The organism is Lawsonibacter sp. JLR.KK007 (genome assembly GCF_036941135.1).
In the GTDB taxonomy this organism is placed as follows: Bacteria; Bacillota; Clostridia; order Oscillospirales; family Oscillospiraceae; genus Lawsonibacter.
This window is the reverse complement of the sequence record NZ_JAYWSY010000003.1, coordinates 612,052-630,051: the sequence shown is the minus strand read 5'-3', so window position 1 is coordinate 630,051 and position 18,000 is coordinate 612,052. Positions and strand designations below refer to the sequence as shown.

Below are 18,000 nucleotides of genomic sequence, written 5' to 3'. Positions count from 1 at the left end.
GTTCACCGTCCCGGTTTTTTAGGCGGGTGCTTGGGGGTGTCAGGCGGTATCCTGGGGCGGGGATCAACTTTGAATGTAAAGGGTTTATTCCCGTTAAGTGCAATCAGGACCTCCGCCTTTAGATATTTCTGTTTGTAGTGCTCCATTTGTTCCGGGGTTAGGGAGCAAAACTTATCCTCATTCAGCCCACAGACAAAAAATGTTCCAAAGACACCGCCGTAGCCGCCCTCAATGCTGCGGTTAAACTCCAGGCCCAGGTTGATACCCTCGTCATTGACAACAAGAACAGTCGTTTCCTTAAAGGGGTAAAGGGCGCTAATAGGCCCGCCCACAACGGCCTGCATTTCTTCCAGGCCGTTGATTTCTTTCTCGTAGGGTGCCATTCCTGGCTCCACTACTAAAACATTCATTACATCAGCTCCTTTTTTCTTATCGCTATCAAAAAGGGATATTTCCCGATCCTCAGCGGAGAAACGTTCTTCCAGCTCCGCTACAGTCCAGTGGTCCTTGAATCGACCCAGGGCATTGTGGCCGAATTGTGCTAAAGCCCTGTCGTCCATATCCAGCAGCTTGGCCCAAAGCTGGGGGTGGTGACGGCGGAGCTTTCTCAGTTCGTCAATGCGCTGGAAGGGGCAGCACCAGCAGGAACAGCGGTGGTATATCTCATACAGACCGCCCCAGTCAAAGCCTCGGTCGTAGCAGATTTGCAGCGCTTGGGCCTCGGTGATTCCCCAATCGCAGAGGGGGTAATGTTCGCCTTTGATCCGTTCCGGTTCATCGGCGGCGATACCGACATAGTGGAAGATTTTATGGGTTTTTCTCAGCTGTGATACAGCCTTGTTTATCAGGTGTGTTTTGAGCTGGCCGGTACACCAGCGGCCCTTTTTGATACCGGGCCAGCCATAGCCATAAGGTGTGACATGCTGCCATTCCTCCGCACGGTTTACGGGGTGGTCAAACATCATCCTCTCAAAGCCCTCCGGGTGACGCAGGATGGTCAACTTTAGGCCACGCTTACGCAATAAGTATTGCTCCACCTGGTCCCAATGGCGGTACATCTCGGGGAACTCCATTCCGGTATCGGCAGTCACTACCATGTCAATAGGCATACTCTGTTCTACCATCAGCAGGAGCATAGCGGTACTGTCCTTCCCGCCTGAGAGGGAAACAACATGGAGTGGCGGCTTTTCTACCCTGGCCCGCTTTTTTCTGGGCATAAGAAAGCGCCCTCATGGGCGCTTATGGCCGGGGCTGTCCCGGCTCCTGCCGGGCCGGGCCGTTTTGATCCTCTGTTGGATGGGGTACTGGAATACCTTGTACTGTTCCGGGACGTGCTGGCCGTCGTAAACTTCTTTGAATGGTATGCGGCGGTTGTTGAAGATGTAGCCCTGGACGGTATAACAGCCGCCCTCATTGATGGCGGTACACTCGCCGTAGGATTCATAGTTGAAGTAGAGCCGGGCCGGTTTGGGCAGAAAAAAATCCCGATGGGTGTCCACCAGATGATGACCGTAGTCCTCGTCTGATTTCACATCGGGAAGGAGATCGTAGCAATCCAGGTTAAAGGTGAGGTTGATTAAATCCTGCAAGCTGCCGCCGTACTCGTCATGCTCAGCTGCGGCGGAAAACTTGCTGCGCTGTTCCGGCGTCAGCTCCGCAAGCCGGGAGGCAAGGTAATTCAGCTCGTCGATGTGGTCAAAGTCACCTATTTTATCGTCAAGTCCCCGGATACTGGTGCGACACTCCAAAATGATGATCTCCTGATACCGGAGGCCGTCCACGCCGATTTCCCGCAAGGCCACCTGGACCTGCTCCGTTGTGACGGGAAAAGACAAAATAGTTTCGGCCAGCTGCCCGGCGCTATACTTGCCCAGGTTGGCAATATTGGCGTGAAATTCCATTATCGCCCCGGCGTTTTTCCCCGCTGAAAAATAGCGTCCTTCTGCTGGGCCTTGATCTGCCGCTGGCGGCGCTCCTCCAGCGCCTCATAGACGCTCTCCTCAATCTCACGGGGCGTCATGGAGACATCGGGGAAATACTTGCGCAGGCGGTCTCCGGTGAGAATGACCTTGGTGATCTCGGGCCGCTCCTGTTCACCCTTAAAAGGCTCCTTCTCCTCCTGCCCGGTTCCGGTGGCAGGCGCGGGACCGGCTGTGGGGCCGGACTGTACCGGAGGATCAGCGGCGGGGGCTGTCGCCCCCGGTACAGCGGGAGTGGCGGTATCAGGTGCGGGCTTCATGTCCGGGGACGGGGGAATGATCTGGCCGCCCTGGAGGGGGGGAGTCTGGCCGTCCACCACCTGGACAGGCTGGTGAGGCGTGGGTGCCGGGGGCGCAGGCGGGAGCTTGGGCTTGATGTCCTTATCGTCCAAAATATCCCGCATGGTCATTTCATCCAGTTTCCCGGCCTTATCCACCTTTTTCATACGTTCCACCTGTTCATTTTTGACCTTATAGCCCAGGTCCATCAAGTGAAGCACCTCGTCCTGATTCTCAGGTTTCAGGAAGGAGATAGCCGATGCGGTGGACAGGTGGAGGGAGCCGTCGTCCACTCGGGCGCACACATCCTTGGTGGCTTCAGACAGGCGGAGCATACGGTTCAGCTTACTGACACTCATTCCCATTTCCTGAGCCAGCTTTTCATCGCTGTCCAGCTCCTCGGCCTTGAACGTGCCCTTCTTGCGGCGGCCCGATTTCTGCTTCATGCCCTCCATCTTCATCCGAAGGGCCCGGGACAGGTCATACATGGAGATTTTATCCCGATGCAGATTGCCGTCCGCCACAATGATTTTGGCGTCAGCGTCGTCGATTTTCTGGATGATAGTGGGGACGGGATAGTTCAGGGCCAGGGCTGCCAGGTGGCGGCGCTGGCCAGACAGGATTTCCAGACCACCCTCCGGTTTCAGACGGGCCAGCACAGGGTCCTTGATCCCCACCAGCTCCACGGACTTTTTCAGTTCCCGGAAATTCTCACTGGATTGGTCCACGGAAAAGACATTAAACTTGGACTTTTCCAGGTAAGCCGGGTGGAGGGTGATAAAGAAGGATTCGCCCTCTTTCGGCACAGGCAGGTCTTTCAGCGCCTTTTCATCCGGGGGAGAAAGACGCTCGTCGAACACCTGGGAGATAGCTGTCCCAGAGGGTCCCTTGGCTGCGGGGCCGGTGACAGCAATGACAGGTTTAGCGGCCTCCTTGGGCTTGTCCCCAGCAGCGGGGGCGGCGGTTTTCTCTCCAGCCTTGGGTGCGGTGGCCTCCTGGGCCTTGCCGTCCTTGGCCGGGTCAGCGGGGGCCGGGGCCTTTTCAGGCTTATCCCCAGCAGCGGGGGTAGCGGACTTCTCCCCGGCCTTGGGTGCGGTGGCCTCCTGAGCCTTTCCGTCCTTGGCCGGGTCAGCGGGGGCCGGGGCCTTTTCAGGCTTATCCCCAGCAGCGGGGGCAGCGGACTTCTCCCCGGCCTTGGGTACGGTGGTCTCCTGAGCCTTGCCACCCTTAGCCGGGTCAGAGGGGGCCGAGGCCTTTTCAGGCTTATCCCCAGCAGCGGGGGTAGCGGGCTTCTCCCCGGCCTTGGGCGCGGTGGCCTCCTGAGCCTTTCCGTCCTTGGCCGGGTCAGCGGGGGCCGGGGCCTTTTCAGGCTTATCCCCAGCAGCGGGGGTAGCGGGCTTCTCCCCGGTCTTGGGTGCGGTGGCCTCCTGGGCCTTGCTGCCCTTGGCCGGGTCAGCAGGGGCCGAGGCCTCCTTGGGCTTATCCCCAGCGGCGGGGGTAGCGGGCTTCTCTCCAGCCTTGGGTGCGGTGGCCTCCTGGGCCTTGCCGCCCTTGGCCGGGTCAGCGGGTTTGTCCACTTTTTGGGGATCAGTGGTCGGATCTTCCGTACCCTTGATGTCGGGTTTCTCCGCTTTCCTGTCCAAAACAGGGGGCTCCAACAGTTTTCCGGGGACAGGCAGGCCAGGCTGTTTTTGCACCCGTTTGTGGTAGTCGATGGCCTCCTGCGGGGTCATGTCGTACACCAGGGCGGGGATGTCCTGCTTCTTGGCCAGCTCACTGGCCCGGCGGCGGCGGTAGCCCGTCACAAGCTGATACTCGCCGTCCTCACGGAGCCGAAGGATCACCGGCTCCTTGACGCCTCCCGCCTGGATGCTGGTGACGAGGCCGCCGTAGGCTTTGTCCGGCTGCTTGCTGATGAACACGCCGGGCAGGTCATGGATTTTTGCCAGGGGAATGGTCTGCGCTTGGGGTTTGCCGTTTTCATTTGCCATTAAAATTTACCTCCTTTATGGCTTTTATTTGTTAAAATTCGCGTCTCACGGTGAGATTTCATTCTCTGCCGGGCGAAACATAACCGGACTGGATTTGCGTCTCATGGTGGGATTTGAATATTTAACCAGAGTTTTGATTTGGGCTGAAATTGCGTCCCACGGTGGGCTTTCATTCACCCAAAGTCGTGCCGCACAGCGGCTGTATAGTAAGGGCCTATCGTCACCGGCGCATTGTAGAGCGCCGTCAACAGATAGGCCCGGATATTATTGATTTTCGTGGTGGTCTGCCGCATAGATTCAACGACGTATTTGATATGCCCCCCGTCAAGCTGCTGGAATCGCTGCTTGACAGTCTCCACTGGCAGGACCTCTCCGCCGATCCGCATGGTTGAGGCGGTGCTGCATATCACGTCAACGATCAGCTCCAGAAGGCTTTCCACATCATCGTAGGGAAGTTCCTGCCGAAGCTGCTCATAGCCGATATTTTCTTCGATGATCTCTCTTTGCTTGTATCGATCCATCCCCATCGGCCCCTTGGGGGGCTGTCGGGGGGAGATGGATGGATAAGGCTGGATAAAATCAGTTTGGATTCTCTTTGTATAACTTGGGTCGATTTTTTCGACCTCTTGACGTGGATTTTTTCGACCTCTTGAAGTCGGATTTTCCGACTTAAACTGTACCCAAGATTATGGACAGCAGGAAAAATGGCGACCCAGGTTGGTGGACAGGTTAAAAAGTAAGGACGTACCCTAAAAGTGGACGAAACAAGTAATGAAAGAAAAGGGATATAGGACAAGAGTATGTTCTAAGGGTAGGGCTGTGTGATAAAATGAGGCCAATAGAAAGGGGCATCACACATGGCACGGAAAATGTTTACCCAAGAGCAGGTGCGGGTTATGGCAGAAAATCCATACACGCTCCATGTGTCCACCACGCAGATCACCTTCACAAACGCATTCAAGGAAGAATTCTGGCGGAGATACCAGGAAGGGGATACACCCAGAACGATTATGTACGATTTGGGCTATGATCCGGAGGTACTCGGGAGGAATCGTCTCAGCGGCATCCAGAACGTAGTGTGCAAGCAGGCGGTTTCAGCGAAAGGGTTCCATGAGCGGCCGCAGCGCAGGCGCGGAGAGGGGTCTGCTGAAGGCGGAGACACAACTACCCAGGCTCAGCTGCGGCAGATGCAGCACCGGCTGAAATATCTGGAGCAGGAGGTGGAATTTCTAAAAAAAATATCCTCTGCCAGAGGTGGACGAAAGCAAGGGCCGCGGCCATGAACGAGGCTTCCACCATCTTTTCCCTGATCCACCAGACGTTATCCAACAGTGAGAACGAACTATCTGTATCCATGATGTGCCAGACAGCGGGGGTTTCCAGGTCCGGCTACTATGCGTGGTTAAACGCCGCTTCGGCCAGGCAGGTGCGGGAAGCACAGGATCGCGCTGATTTTGAGCTGGTTTTGGAGGCATACAACCGGCGGAGATATTCCAAAGGGGCGCGGGGCATCTATATGTGCCTTATCCACAATACTCCGCCGGTGGTTATGAACCTGAAAAAGATACGCCGGTTGATGAAAAAATACGGCTTGCAATGTCCGATTCGGAGGGCAAACCCTTACCGCAAAATGAAAAACGCAATGAAAACGAATCATTATGCGCCTAACCTTTTAGACCGTGAATTTGAGAGCTATGGCCCCCGGCTTGTGCTCCTCACGGACATTACTTATATCCCCTGGGGTGGGTCGTTCCTCTACCTCTGTGTGATCATGGACGCCTATACAAAGCAGGTGCTTTCCTATACCCTCAGTCCATCCTTGGATGTTGACTTTGTGCTGGACGCGGTGGATATTTTGATGCGGGAACATGGCGTCTCGCTCCATGCAGAGACCGTGATCCACAGCGACCAGGGCTGCCATTATACCAGCTGCAAATTTATTGAACTCGTTGAACACAACGAGCTTCGCCGCTCTATGTCCCGCAAAGGAAACTGCTGGGACAATGCGCCACAGGAGAGCTTCTTCGGGCATATGAAAGATTTGATTGACTTGACGGGCGATCCCTCTTTTGATGAGGTAAAGGCGATCATTGACGATTATATGTCGTATTACAACAACGAGAGGTATCAATGGGATTTGGCAAAGCTCTCTCCCAACGAATATTTCTCCTTTGTCACTACCGGCATTTATCCTCTTGATCTCCCCAGCAAACCCTCGCCGCCTGAAATCTCTAAAACCCCCAATGAGCTTGGTGCGCACACTTTGGAGCCAGAGATAGTTTCTGATCCTTTAATTAGGTGACAAATAGTTGAGATTCATTCAGCCTGCTGTCCTTTTTGATGTCTGTCCAAATTTTGGGGTGTCTATTTCTTATTTTGTCCTTGACTAAGGGTACACTTTAACTTCTGCACGTCGGAAAAATCGACCTCAGAAATGGGCGCAAAAGGTTCAGGAGGCAACGGGGCCGGTTTGGGAGGCGCTGTCCGGGTAGTAAACCGCTTGACATAGATTTTCGAGGGACGGCCCAGGCCCTGCCTGACACGCTCGATCAGGCCAATGCCCTTTTTGTTGTCCAGTTCAGCCAGCAGTTTCATGGCCTTATCCCGCCCGCATACCATGTCCCCGCATATCTCATCCACGGTATAGTAGATATAGACACGCCCGGTGTCGTCGTACCAGCCGTGCTTGGCGGACAGGCTCATGCGGTCCAGCAGCATACCATACAGCAGTTTGGCGTCGGTGGAGATGTGCTTGAATTTTAGGTCGGTGATAAGCTGGCGGGGGATTTTAAAAAATACAAATTGCTCAGATTCATCGCCGTAAAAATAATCTGATAAGATGGCCTCCGGCACAGTGCTCGCCTCCTTTTGGGCATAAAAAAAGCACGATCCTACAATCGTGCTTTTCGGGGGTATTGATTTTTGTCACAAAGTCTTGCTTTTTTCGGTAACTGCTCAACTTTTTTGTGGTTTTATAAGGTTCTTTATCAGTACCCCCCTAACGGACGGCGGTTTTTTGCGTATTTCAATCAGCCCTTCTCCGCCTTGCTCTCGGTCTTGGCGGCGGCTTTGACGGGGGCGGCGGGAGCCGCGATGCCCTTGGCGGCATTCACCGCCTGGACCACGCCGCGGCCCTGGTCGTTGGCCGCCTTGGCGTGCTTCTCCACGTCCAGCTTGTTCTTGGGGCTGCGTACCAGGCAGCCGGCTCCCTGGACGCAGCCGCCCTCGCAGGCCATGCCCTCGATGAAGTTGCCCTCCAGTCGGCCCACCTTCAGCTTCATCAGGGCCACCTCGCAGGCGGCGGTGCCGCTGCAGGGGACGGCCTTCACCGCAAAGTCGGACCCCTTCTCCTTCAGGGTCTGGACCACGGCCTCGGCCACGCCGCCGCTGCGGGCGAAGTTCCGGCCATAGCCGCTGGCCTCATCCAGGGGGGCCTCCTCCAGCTTCTCCAGGTCGATGTCCCGGGAGGCAAACAGGGCGAACAGCTCCTCGTAGGTGAGGACGCAGTCGATGGCGTTCATGGTGCGGCCCAGCTGGAACTCCTTCTTCTTGGCCACGCAGGGGCCGATGAAGACCACCTTGGCGTCGGGCTCCTTCTCCTTCAGGTGCAGGCCGATCATCACCATGGGGGAGGGGGTGTGGGAGACGTACTGGTTCAGCTCAGGGTGCTTCTTCTTCACGTAGCCCACAAAGCCGGGGCAGCAGGAGGAGGTGAGGACCCCCTTCTCCACCAGCTCCTCCGACTCCCGGTCGGCCACCATGTCGGCGCCCAGAGCCACCTCGGCCACGCCGGAGAAGCCCAGCTGCTTGATGCCGGCCACCACCTGGCCATAGGTGGCGGGGGCAAACTGGCCCGCGATGGAGGGGGCGATCACCGCGTAGGTCTTGTAGCCCCAGTGGGCGCCGCCCTGGACCATCTGGATGGCGTCCACGATCCAGGACTTGTCCTGGATGGCTCCGAAGGGGCACTGGTACACGCAGTTGCCGCAGGAGATACACTCGTTGATGTCGATGGACGCCTTCTTGTCCGGGCCCATGGAGATGGCCTTGGCGGGGCAGCCCTTCTCACAGGGGCGCTGGTTCTTCACGATGGCGCTGTACTGGCAGGCGCTGACACACTTGCCGCAGGTGATGCACTTGCTGTGGTCGATGCTGGCCCGGTGGTTGACGATGGTGATGGCATCCTTGGGGCAGGCGTGGACGCAGCGGGTGGCCAGACAGCCCCGGCAGGAGGCGCTCACCGTCATCTCGGTGACCGGGCACTCGTCGCAGGCGATGGGCAGAACCTCTACCACGCTGGGGTTGCTCTTGTCCCCGCCCATGGCCATCTTCACCCGGCTATTGATGATGGCCCGCTCCTTGTAGATGCAGCAGCGCAGGCTGGCCTCCGGGCCAGGGATGATCTTCTCCGGCACGTCCAGGATGCCGCTCTGGAGCTTATCCTCCCAGGTCAGGCGGGCCACCTCGGTCAGAACGGAGGTCTTCAGCTCCTGAATTTTAGTCTCAAATGTATGCATCGTGCTCTCCTTCCTCTTCTTCCTGTCCAACGACAGTCCGTATGAGATCCTTGCAATTTCCGGCGGTTTTTCCTGCATTTTGCAGGATTTCTTTCATTTCCACCACATTTTACCCTGGGGACGCCTCGCTGTCAAGAGACATTTTACACCATTCCGCCGCCAGGAACCGCCCCCTTTTCCACCTTGTCCACAGTTAGCTTCCGCGAACTTTCCAGACCCCCCGCCTGCTCCAGCACAGCCGCCAGCTCGGCCCCGGTGAGCGGACGGCCCAGCTCCAGGGCCTCCCCGAACAGCCGGGCAAACACCGGACCGCGGCTCTGCGGGCCGGGCAGGGCCTCCTGCACTACAGGCCGGACCGACTCCAGCCACTCCAGCAAGCCGCCGAAGCCCTCGGGCAGCAGTCCCTCCAGCCGCTCCTTCACCCACACCGCCCCGGTAGGACTGGCGCCGCCGGTGGAGATTCCCACCGACAGCGGGCCCTCCCGGACCAGGGCGGGAAAGAGAAAGGTACACCAATCCCGGTCGTCCACCACGTTGACCAGCACCCCCCGTTCCCGGCACAGGGCCGCGATCCGGTGGTTCAGGGCGGGGTCACCGGTGGCGGCGATCACAAAGCGCATCCCCTCCAGCAGCCGGGGGGTGAAGGGACGGCGGAGCAGGGTCAGGCCGGGGAGCGCCTCAAAGCCGGGCAGGAGGTCCGGGGCCGCCACGGTCAGCGCCGGACCGTAGGGGATCAGCTTCTCCGCCTTGCGCAGGGCCACCGTCCCGCCCCCGGCGATCAGTCCCCGCTGACCGGTCAGGTCCACAAAAAAAGGAAAATATGCCATGGCTCCTCCTTCCATCACCGGTAGTAATACCGCCAGCCTTCGCCGGTCTCCACCCGGCCCAGGGCCATGCCCATCACCCGCTCCAGCTCCCCTCCCCGGAACAGCTCCTCCGGGGAGCCCACCTGACACAGGCGGCCTTCGCTCACCAGTGCCGCCCGGTGGGCACAGCGCAGGGCCAGACACAGGTCGTGGAGAACCATCACCACCGCCCGGCCCTCCTCCGCCAGACGGCGGGCCAGGGCCATCACCTCCAGCTGACAGGCCACGTCCAGATAGGTGGTGGGCTCGTCCATAAGGATGGCGGCGGTATCCTGGGCCAGGGCCATGGCCAGGTAGACCTTCTGCCGCTGGCCCCCGGACAGCTCCGCCAGGGGCCGGTCCGCCAGCTCCGCCGCCCCCGCCCAGTCCAAAGCCCGGCTCACCATGGCCCGGTCCTCCCGGCTGTACCGCCGGGGGTAGGACAGGTAGGGGAACCGGCCGTGGAGCACCATCCGCCGGGCGGTGATTGCGGGCACCTGCCGGGACTGGGGCAGATAGGCCGCCTTCCGGGCCAGATCCCGGGGGGTCAGCCGGTCGATGGAGACGCCATCCACCAGGACCTCGCCCCCCGTCCGGGGCAGCAGGCCGTTGGCGGTCCGCAGGAGGGTGCTCTTCCCGCAGCCGTTGGGACCCAGGATGGCCAGCACCTCTCCGGGACGGAAGTCCAGATCGATCCCCTCCAGCACGGTCCGGCCAGGGTAACCGGCCCGCAGGCCCCTCAGCTGGATCATACCCCTCCCCCTCTCCGCTGGCGCAGCAGCAGCCAGATGAAGAAGGGACCTCCCGTCAGAGAGAGCACCACCCCCAGGGGCACCTCGTAGGGGGCGAACAGCAGCCGGGCGGCCAGATCGCAGGCCGTCAGCAGCAGGGCGCCCCCCAGGGCGGAGGCCGCCAGCAGGAAAAAGCTGTCCTCCCCCAGCAGGCGGCGCATGATGTGGGGCGCCAGCAGGCCCACAAAGCCCAGCAGGCCCGCAAAGCTCACCGCCGCCCCCGCCAGGGCCGCCGCCAGCATCAGCAGCACCAGCCGCAGCCGCCGGGCGGGCAGGCCCAGGCTCTGGGCCGTCTCCCGGCCCAGCAGGAGCAGGTCCAGCTCGTTGGACAGGGACAGGGCCGCCAGCAGGGCGGGCAGGATCACCCAGAAGGCCGGCACCAGCCGGGCCATGGACAGATTGCGCACCCCGCCGATGCGGAAGTCCGTGTAGCCGTTGAGGGCGTCCGGGAAGAAGGTGAGCACCCCGTCGATCCCCGCGCTGAACATGCTGGACAGGGCCACCCCCGCCAGCACCAGGGTGATCCGGGCCGCCCCCGCCCGCTCCGCGATGAACAGCACCAGCATCACCCCGGCCAGCGCCCCCAGAAAGGCGGCAGCGGGGGTGAGGTGGGCGGCCCTGGGGGCGGCGGCGCAGCACAGGGCGGTGGCCAGTCCCGCCCCGGAGTTGACCCCGATGATGTTGGGGGCGGCCAGGGGGTTGTTCAGCACCCCCTGGATGATCGCGCCGGAGCAGGCCAGGGCCGCCCCCGCCAGCAGGCAGCCGCACAGCCGGGGCAGGCGGGCCAGCAGGACGATGCGGCTCTGCACATCCCCGCCCCGGCCCGCCAGAACGGCCAGCACCTCCCCCAGGGGGATGGGGACCGCCCCAAAGGCCAGGCTGCCCGCCGCCGCCAGCAGGGTCAGGGCCGCCAGGGCGGCGAGGGTGGCGAAGCGTCGTCTCATGGAATCCATCCTTCATAAAAATGGGAACGGCCCCCGAAGGGCCGTCCCCGCGGCCTTTGGTCTTATGCGTACTTGGCGATGATGGTGTCCCGCTCCTGGGCGTGGTCCAGGGACCACTGAGCCCAGCTCTGTCCGGCCGCCGCCGCGGCCCGGCCCAGCTCCACCAGCAGGGCGGGCAGGTCGCTCTCCAGGATGGTCCCGGCCTCCGCGCCAAACCGGGCCTGGCCCAGCTCGCCGGCGCCGCCGAGGAACATCTTGAAGGCGGGCTGGGGCTTTTTCTCCACCAGCTTCACCCCGCCCTGGAAGCCGATGGCCCCCGCCTGATGGGCGGCGCAGCTGGAGGGACAGCCCGAGATGCAGATCCTGGGCAGGGCGCCGTCGGGGATGTTGGCCTGCCGGACCGCCTGGACCGCAGCCTGAAGAACGCTCTGGCTGTCCCGGACCCCCTGCTGGCAGGTGGACGCCCCGATGCAGGCCACGCTGCACTCAAACTCGGTGGCGGCGCTGTCGCCGGTAGCGGCAATTACCTTCTCCGCCTCTGCGGCGGTGAGGTTGATGACATACAGGGTCTCGTGGGGGGCAACGCGGACCTCGGCCCCGGGGATGTCCTTCAGCAGCTCATAGAGCTGGCGGGGCTTCTCCACCGGCAGCAGTCCCCCGATGGGGTGGTATTTCACGGCGTACATACCCGCCTGCTTCTGGGGAATGGCACGGGGGTGGTCCACCGTGCCGCTGTTGTCCCGGGCGATACTGGCGGGGGCCTCCAGGCCGGTGATATCCAGCCCGCCCTCCGCCTTCCGGGCGGCCACGTTCTTGAGGAAGACCTCCTTCAGGCCGTCGGGGCCCAGGGTGTCCTGCATGTAGCGGGTGCGGGCCCTGGCCCGGTTGTTGTAGTCGCCGTGGGCGCAGAAGGTGTCCACCATGGCCCGGACGTAGTAGAGGACCTCCTTGGGGGCCACATTCTCATCCACCAGCACGCCCATGGAGGGCCGGGCCGCCCCAAGACCGCCGGCGATGCGCAGGGCGAAGGTCCCGTTCTCCCGGGCCAGGAAGCCCATGTCCCGGAAGGCGCTGTGGACGCAGTCGTCCACCCCGTTGCAGAAGGCGATCTTCAGCTTGCGGGGCATCTTGATGTCCCGGCAGATGGACAGCAGATACCTGGTGACCGCTTCGGCATAGGGAACCACGTCGAAGGCCTCGCCGGGCTGGACGCCGGACAGGGGGCTGGCCATCACGTTGCGGGGGTTGTCGCCGCCGCCCCCCTTGGTCAGGATGCCGCAGCCGATGGCCGCCGCCATAATGCCGGGCACCTGGTCCGCCGCCAGGTCGTGGAGCTGGACCGTCTCACAGGTGGTCAGCTTCAGGCGGGACACCTGCTCCCGCTCCACCGTCTCCGCCAAAAATTTCAGCCGCTCCAGAGTCAGCCGTCCCCCAGGCATGCGCAGGCGCAGCATGTGCTTGGAGGCGTCCCGCTGGGCGTAGGAGCCCAGGCCGCCGGAAATCCCCTTGTACGCCTTCCGGTCGATTTCTCCCTTGTCAAAAGCGCTGATGGTGTCCTGAAAGTGTTCGATCTCGCCGCGGAAGGTCTCTGTCCACTGTTGAGTCATCCTGTTGTCCAACCTTTCTTTCCTCAAATCAGCCCAGGCCGCCGGGCTCATTGTTCTCTCCAGTTATTATACCAAAAACCGGACCGGGTTACAATCCCAGATTTGGATTTTGATCCACCGGATTTTTCACCAATCTCCCTGTCCAAACATAGGCTGAGGCGTAAATTTGTTTGATACGGAGGGTCGCTTATGACTGCTTTGTCCCATATCCAATACTTTCTGGGAGCCAACTCCCCCACCGGCTTCTACTCCCTGTACGACCACCTGCTCTCCCCGGAGGAGGCCAGGGCCATCTACATCCTGAAGGGCGGACCCGGCTGCGGCAAGTCCACCCTGATGCGCAAAATCGGCGCCTGGGCCGAGGAGGCCGGCCTGGAGACGGAGTACATCCTCTGCTCCGGCGATCCGGACTCCCTGGACGCCGTCATCCTCCCCGCCGTGGGCACGGCCATCGTGGACGGAACCGCGCCCCAGGGGGTGGTGCCGCAAGGACACAACGGGGGCTTTGTTCCTCTTCTTGAAAGAAAAGGAACCGAACAGAACTTTGGCGAAAAACTTCGTTTTTCTTCTTGGACTCAGTCACTTGTGCATCGCACCGCAATCTGATATACTGGTTTGGATATTATGCCGTTGGATTCAGCGGCAGAGAAATGAGGAAACAAGTATGTATTCCATTGATTTTCAGAAGAAAAAGGGCTTCATCTGCGACATGGACGGCGTGATCTACCACGGCAGCCAGGTCCTGCCCGGGGTCCCGGAGTTTATCCGGTGGCTCAACGAGGAGAAAAAATCCTATCTCTTTTTGACCAACAACAGCGGCTCCACCCCCAAGGAGCTCCAGCAGAAGCTGGCCCGAATGGGGCTGGACGTGCCCGAGGAGCACTTCTACACCAGCGCCCTGGCCACGGCGGCCTTTTTGAAGAGTCAGGCCCCCGGCTGCTCGGTCTACGCCCTGGGGGAGGCCGGCCTGCTCAACGCCCTGTACGACGCGGATATCACCATGAACGACATTGACCCCGACTATGTGGTCATCGGCGAGAGCCAGAACTACTCCCTGAACACCATCACCAAGGCCATCAACCTGGTGCTGGGCGGGGCCAAGCTCATTGGGGCCAACTCTGACGTCTCCGCCCCGGGGGAAGGGATCACTGTCCCCGCCTGCGGCGCACTGGTGGCCCCCATCGAGATGGCCACCGGAACCAGGGCCTACTTCTGCGGCAAGCCCAATCCCCTGATGATGCGCACCGGACTGCGCCTGCTCAAGTGCCACTCGGAGGACGCGGTGATGGTGGGCGACCGGATGGACACCGACGTCATCTCCGGCCTGGAGAGCGGGATGTCCACCGTGCTGGTCCTGTCGGGCATCTCCACCCCGGAGACGCTGAAGACCTTCTCTTACCGCCCGTCCATGGTATTGAACGGCGTGGGGGACATCGTCCGGGCCGCCAAGGGGAAGCTTAAAACCGCCAAGTGACCCTGATCTCCTGTCGGCCGGTTTCCGGGTCTTTCTCACAGACCTCGATCTTTTCCACCAGTCCCACCACCAGCTCCCGGGGGACGGTCTCCAGCTTCAGCAGCTCCCGGGCCCGCTCCATCAGGTCCGCCTGCTGTTGAGGCTGTTCCCGCTCCGCCAGCTCCTCCTTGATAGAATCAAGCCGCCGTTCCAGGCGGCTTTTTTCTTGCAGAAAGGACTGGTTCAGCTCCACGAACTGTCCCTCGCTGAGGATACCGGCCACCTTATCCAGGTACAGCGTTTTCAGCGCCTGGCTGCGCTTCTCCAACTGGGCGGACAGACTCTTTTTCTCCTGCTCCAATGCCTCCCGCCGGGTGTCCTTCTGAGGCTGGATGTCGTTGGGGGCCAGCCGGTAGTAGGTCTGGACATAGTACCGGATGCGCTCCGAAATCAGGTCAATAAGCTGGTCCAGCCGCACCGAGTGCCGGGTACACAGCTTTTGACTGCCGCTGTCGGCGTACAGCTTGCACCGCAGATAGGTCTGCTTTCCATTGGAACACTTGCTCATAGTGGAGCCGCAATCGGCGCACTTCACCAGCCCAGACAGCAGATGAGCCTCGCCGGTGCCATCCGTCCGGGTACGCAACTTCAAACCCCGCTGGACCGCCTCAAAGGTCGCCCGGTCGATGATGGGCTCGTGGGTGCCCTCCACCCGGTACCACTCGCTCTCTGGTGTGTCGATGATGACCTTGGATTTGTAGCTGACCTTCTTCCGCCGCCCTTGGATCATCACGCCTGTGTACATCTCATTCGTCAGGATTCTCCCCACCGTAACCTTGTTCCACAGGCCAAAGTCGTTCTTGATGGGATGGTTGCAGGTCCAGCCCCGCTCCGCCTTGTAGCGGGTGGGGTTAGGGATGCCCCGCTGGTTCAGCATGTAGGCGATGTTCTGCCGCCCGTGTCCCTCCAGCGACCACTGATAGATTTGCCGCACCACCTCCGCTGCCTCCGGGTCGGGGATGATGTGGTTTTTGTCCGCCGGGTCCTTGCAGTAGCCGTAGATGGGAAAGCCGCCGATGTATTTGCCCTCTTTTCGCTTCAGATCGAACACCATACGGACGTTTTCCGACAGGTCCTCCAGATACCACTCGTTTACCAGACCATTGATCTGCCGGGCTTTCTTGTTGCCCTTGACCTCCGTGTCGGCGTTGTCCGCCACCGCGATGAACCGGATGCCCCAGATGGGGAATAGACCGTGGATGTACTTCTCAACCAGTTCCATATCCCGGGTAAACCGGGACTGGCTCTTGCACAGGACGATTTGGAACTTTTTTTGTTTGGCGGCTTCGATCATACGGTTGAAGTCCGGGCGCTGACTGTCTACGCCGGAGTAGTCCTCGTCGCAAAAAATCGAGTAGATATCCCACCCGTGATCGACGGCGTAGCGGGTCAGCAGCGACTTCTGGTTCTGGATGCTCTCCGACTCGGGCTGCTGCTTGTCTTCGTCCTCCTTACTCAGTCGTGTATAGATCGCGCAAAGGATTTGTTACACCTCCTTCAAGGCGTAACTGCTCAGGAACATCATACCCTATGAGCAGCCGCGTGGCAAGAAATTATTTTAAATGCCTTTGCCGATAAAATGGCAAAGGCATCATTTGCGGAGTTCTTTTGTGAGCCAGGCTGTGACCGCCTGATTGATTGCTGCACTGGGGCGATTTTCTGTTAATAGCCGATACTCATTTAGAACCAAAGTTAAATCTCTCATCAGAACCACCTGGTAGTGTCAAGAGTTGGACCTGTTGACAAAAGTAGAAGAATACACCTCAATATGGTAAAATAGGATTTGAGGTGAGAAGGATGATGGGTCGGAAAAGTGGACAGATAGGGATGCTGATGGTTGATGTGGGGAGTATGATACCAATCTGTATTGAAAGTGGTCTTGTGGACGGTAACGCAATAGCGGCCGACGGAAGTTATCTTCCGTCCAATGTTTCCAGAAATAGTTGGGTCGATATAGAACTGGAAGTCGAAAAGAGTATGCAGAGTTATTTAGGGCCTGCTTCGTAACCTCAAACTGCTTAGAAGACAAGCAATATGGGATGAAATATGGTAGAATAGGTGCAAGGGAATTGGGAAAAAGCAAGGAAAAAGCGTGCACTTATAGGGGGCGGAGTGGATGTATAAGGACAACAGTCAGCTTCGGATGGAAGATTTCATCTTTCCATATGGGAAACTGGACCCAGAAAACGATTGGGTGAAACTGGCGGCGCTGGTTCCGTGGGAGATAGCGGAGGAACGGTATGCAGCGCGATTCGTGAACAATGGTCACCCGGCCCATCCGGCACGGATGGCATTAGGGGCGCTGCTGATTCAGCGGCGGCTGAAATGCAGCGACCAATGGCTGGTGAAGCACATTGGAGAAAACCCGTATCTGCAATATTTCATCGGCATGAAGGAGTACGGGCCGTGTCCGTTCGGAGCGTCCACGCTGGTAGCGTTCCGGAAACGGTTCAGCGAGGAGGACCTGGCAGCAATTCTGGAGGCGTCTGTCCCAAAAGCGGCGACAGGGAAACAGGATGACTCGGATGACGGGAACGATCCGCCTAACAGCGGGACATTGATTCTGGACGCCACATGCTGCCCCGCGGACATCGCCTATCCTCAGGACATCGATTTACTCAACCAAGTGCGGGAGAAAGCGGAGAAAACGGTGGACGAGCTGTGTAAAGCGGCAGGACAGAAGAAGCCCCGGATGTACCGCAAGCGCGCCCGGAAGGACTATCTCCGTCTGTCCAAAAGCAAGAAGCGCAGTGGGAACGCAATCCGTTCCGCGATACGCAAACAGCTGCAATACATCCGCCGGGATATCAGGTACATAGCTGAATTGGTTCAAAAAGGTGCAAAATTGTCTTCAAAGCAGGCGGACCGCCTGAATATCATGACTACTGTCTACGAGCAGCAGCGCCTCATGTTTGAATCCGGGACCCACAGCATTCCCCGGCGCATCGTCAGTCTGGCCCAGCCCTGGGTCCGGCCCATCGTTCGGGGAAAAGCCCACGCCAATACCGAGTTTGGCTCAAAACTGCATATCAGTCTGGTGGATGGCTATGCCAGGATCGAACGGCTGGACTTCGAGCCCTTCAACGAATCGGAAGACCTCTGGCGGGCGGTGGCTCGGTACCGGGAGCGCTATGGCTGTTACCCGGAACGTATCCTGGCGGACAAAATCTACCGCAGCCGCCAGACACTGGCTTTTTGCAAAGAGCTTGGTATTCGTCTGTCCGGTCCGGCCCTGGGAAAGCCGCCAAAAGCTCCCGGCCTGTCCCGTCAAGCAAAGAAACTGGAGTATCAGGACAACTGCGACCGCAATGCTGTGGAGGGTGTTTTTGGGACGGTCAAGACCGCTTACGGCCTGGACCGCGTCATGGCACGCCTACAGGAAACCGCTGTCTGTGTGATTGGCGTTGCACTGCTGCTCTCAAACCTTTCCTTATCCCTGAGGGCCGCTCTCGCTCTGTTTTGCCTTATGCTTCTGCTGTTTGTTTTGCTGACGTTGCGGAGCAGAGCCTATTTAGATCGTCTGGATGAAGAGTT

The 18,000-nt window shown here is 59.6% G+C and carries 15 protein-coding genes and 1 pseudogene; 5 read left to right on the top strand and 11 right to left on the bottom strand.

Annotation, left to right across the window (positions count from 1 at the left end; all coding sequences use genetic code 11):
- Positions 1-2: 2 nt before the first annotated feature.
- From VV088_RS21305 to VV088_RS21290, 4 genes are all read right to left on the bottom strand, one after another.
- Entirely contained in the window at positions 3-1,217 is a 1,215-nt protein-coding gene (locus VV088_RS21305) for a DUF3846 domain-containing protein (protein WP_334602661.1), read from the bottom strand.
- Between the two features lie 12 nt (positions 1,218-1,229).
- On the bottom strand, positions 1,230-1,901 hold the full coding sequence (locus VV088_RS21300; RefSeq protein WP_334602660.1) for an antirestriction protein ArdA: 672 nt from the start codon (positions 1,899-1,901) through the stop codon (positions 1,230-1,232).
- Positions 1,901-4,249: a ParB N-terminal domain-containing protein gene (locus tag VV088_RS21295; protein ID WP_334602659.1), complete on the bottom strand. Its 2,349-nt coding sequence runs from the start codon at positions 4,247-4,249 to the stop codon at positions 1,901-1,903. The genes VV088_RS21300 and VV088_RS21295 overlap by 1 nt, the downstream gene beginning before the upstream one ends.
- Before the next feature lie 173 nt (positions 4,250-4,422).
- The gene (locus VV088_RS21290; RefSeq protein ID WP_334602658.1) at positions 4,423-4,770 is read right to left on the bottom strand and encodes a DUF6017 domain-containing protein; all 348 of its coding nucleotides are present in this window, start codon (positions 4,768-4,770) and stop codon (positions 4,423-4,425) included.
- A gap of 336 nt (positions 4,771-5,106) precedes the next feature.
- Here VV088_RS21290 and VV088_RS21285 point away from each other — a divergent pair, with 336 nt between their 5' ends.
- On the top strand, positions 5,107-5,532 hold the full coding sequence (locus VV088_RS21285) for an HTH domain-containing protein (protein WP_334599158.1): 426 nt from the start codon (positions 5,107-5,109) through the stop codon (positions 5,530-5,532).
- Entirely contained in the window at positions 5,529-6,551 is a 1,023-nt protein-coding gene (locus VV088_RS21280) for an IS3 family transposase (protein WP_334600186.1), read from the top strand. The genes VV088_RS21285 and VV088_RS21280 overlap by 4 nt, the downstream gene beginning before the upstream one ends.
- A 62-nt stretch (positions 6,552-6,613) precedes the next feature.
- Here the strand turns inward: VV088_RS21280 and VV088_RS21275 are convergent, their stop codons facing one another.
- From VV088_RS21275 to VV088_RS21250, 6 genes are all read right to left on the bottom strand, one after another.
- Positions 6,614-7,102 carry a replication initiator protein A gene (locus VV088_RS21275; protein WP_334602657.1) on the bottom strand — a complete coding sequence of 163 codons (489 nt, stop codon included), beginning with the start codon at positions 7,100-7,102 and terminating at the stop codon, positions 6,614-6,616.
- A 176-nt stretch (positions 7,103-7,278) separates the two neighbouring features.
- The gene (locus tag VV088_RS21270) at positions 7,279-8,766 is read right to left on the bottom strand and encodes a 4Fe-4S dicluster domain-containing protein (RefSeq protein WP_334602656.1); all 1,488 of its coding nucleotides are present in this window, start codon (positions 8,764-8,766) and stop codon (positions 7,279-7,281) included.
- A 143-nt stretch (positions 8,767-8,909) separates the two neighbouring features.
- Entirely contained in the window at positions 8,910-9,593 is a 684-nt protein-coding gene (locus VV088_RS21265) for a precorrin-2 dehydrogenase/sirohydrochlorin ferrochelatase family protein (protein WP_334602655.1), read from the bottom strand.
- Between the two features lie 14 nt (positions 9,594-9,607).
- Positions 9,608-10,363, bottom strand: a complete 756-nt coding sequence (locus tag VV088_RS21260; RefSeq protein WP_334602654.1) for an ABC transporter ATP-binding protein — start codon at positions 10,361-10,363, stop codon at positions 9,608-9,610.
- A complete protein-coding gene (locus tag VV088_RS21255; RefSeq protein ID WP_334602653.1) occupies positions 10,360-11,346 on the bottom strand; it encodes a FecCD family ABC transporter permease in 987 nt (328 codons plus the stop codon). Before VV088_RS21255 ends, VV088_RS21260 begins: the two co-directional genes overlap by 4 nt.
- A gap of 62 nt (positions 11,347-11,408) precedes the next feature.
- A complete protein-coding gene (locus VV088_RS21250; RefSeq protein WP_334602652.1) occupies positions 11,409-12,953 on the bottom strand; it encodes a nitrite/sulfite reductase in 1,545 nt (514 codons plus the stop codon).
- A gap of 189 nt (positions 12,954-13,142) precedes the next feature.
- Between VV088_RS21250 and VV088_RS21245 the strand changes: the two genes are divergently transcribed.
- Positions 13,143-13,559 (top strand): hypothetical protein, encoded by a 417-nt coding sequence (locus VV088_RS21245; protein WP_334602651.1) that lies wholly within the window; start codon positions 13,143-13,145, stop codon positions 13,557-13,559.
- A 58-nt stretch (positions 13,560-13,617) separates the two neighbouring features.
- Positions 13,618-14,427, top strand: coding sequence for an HAD-IIA family hydrolase (locus VV088_RS21240; protein ID WP_334602650.1), 810 nt, complete (start codon positions 13,618-13,620; stop codon positions 14,425-14,427).
- On the opposite strand, the gene VV088_RS21235 is transcribed toward VV088_RS21240, so the two are convergent.
- Positions 14,411-15,937, bottom strand: coding sequence for a recombinase family protein (locus VV088_RS21235; RefSeq protein ID WP_334602867.1), 1,527 nt, complete (start codon positions 15,935-15,937; stop codon positions 14,411-14,413). The genes VV088_RS21240 and VV088_RS21235 overlap by 17 nt on opposite strands.
- Positions 15,938-16,582: 645 nt before the next feature.
- Here VV088_RS21235 and VV088_RS21230 point away from each other — a divergent pair.
- Positions 16,583-17,977 (top strand): annotated as a pseudogene (locus VV088_RS21230) (IS5 family transposase); the annotation flags it as partial.
- Positions 17,978-18,000: the final 23 nt, after the last annotated feature.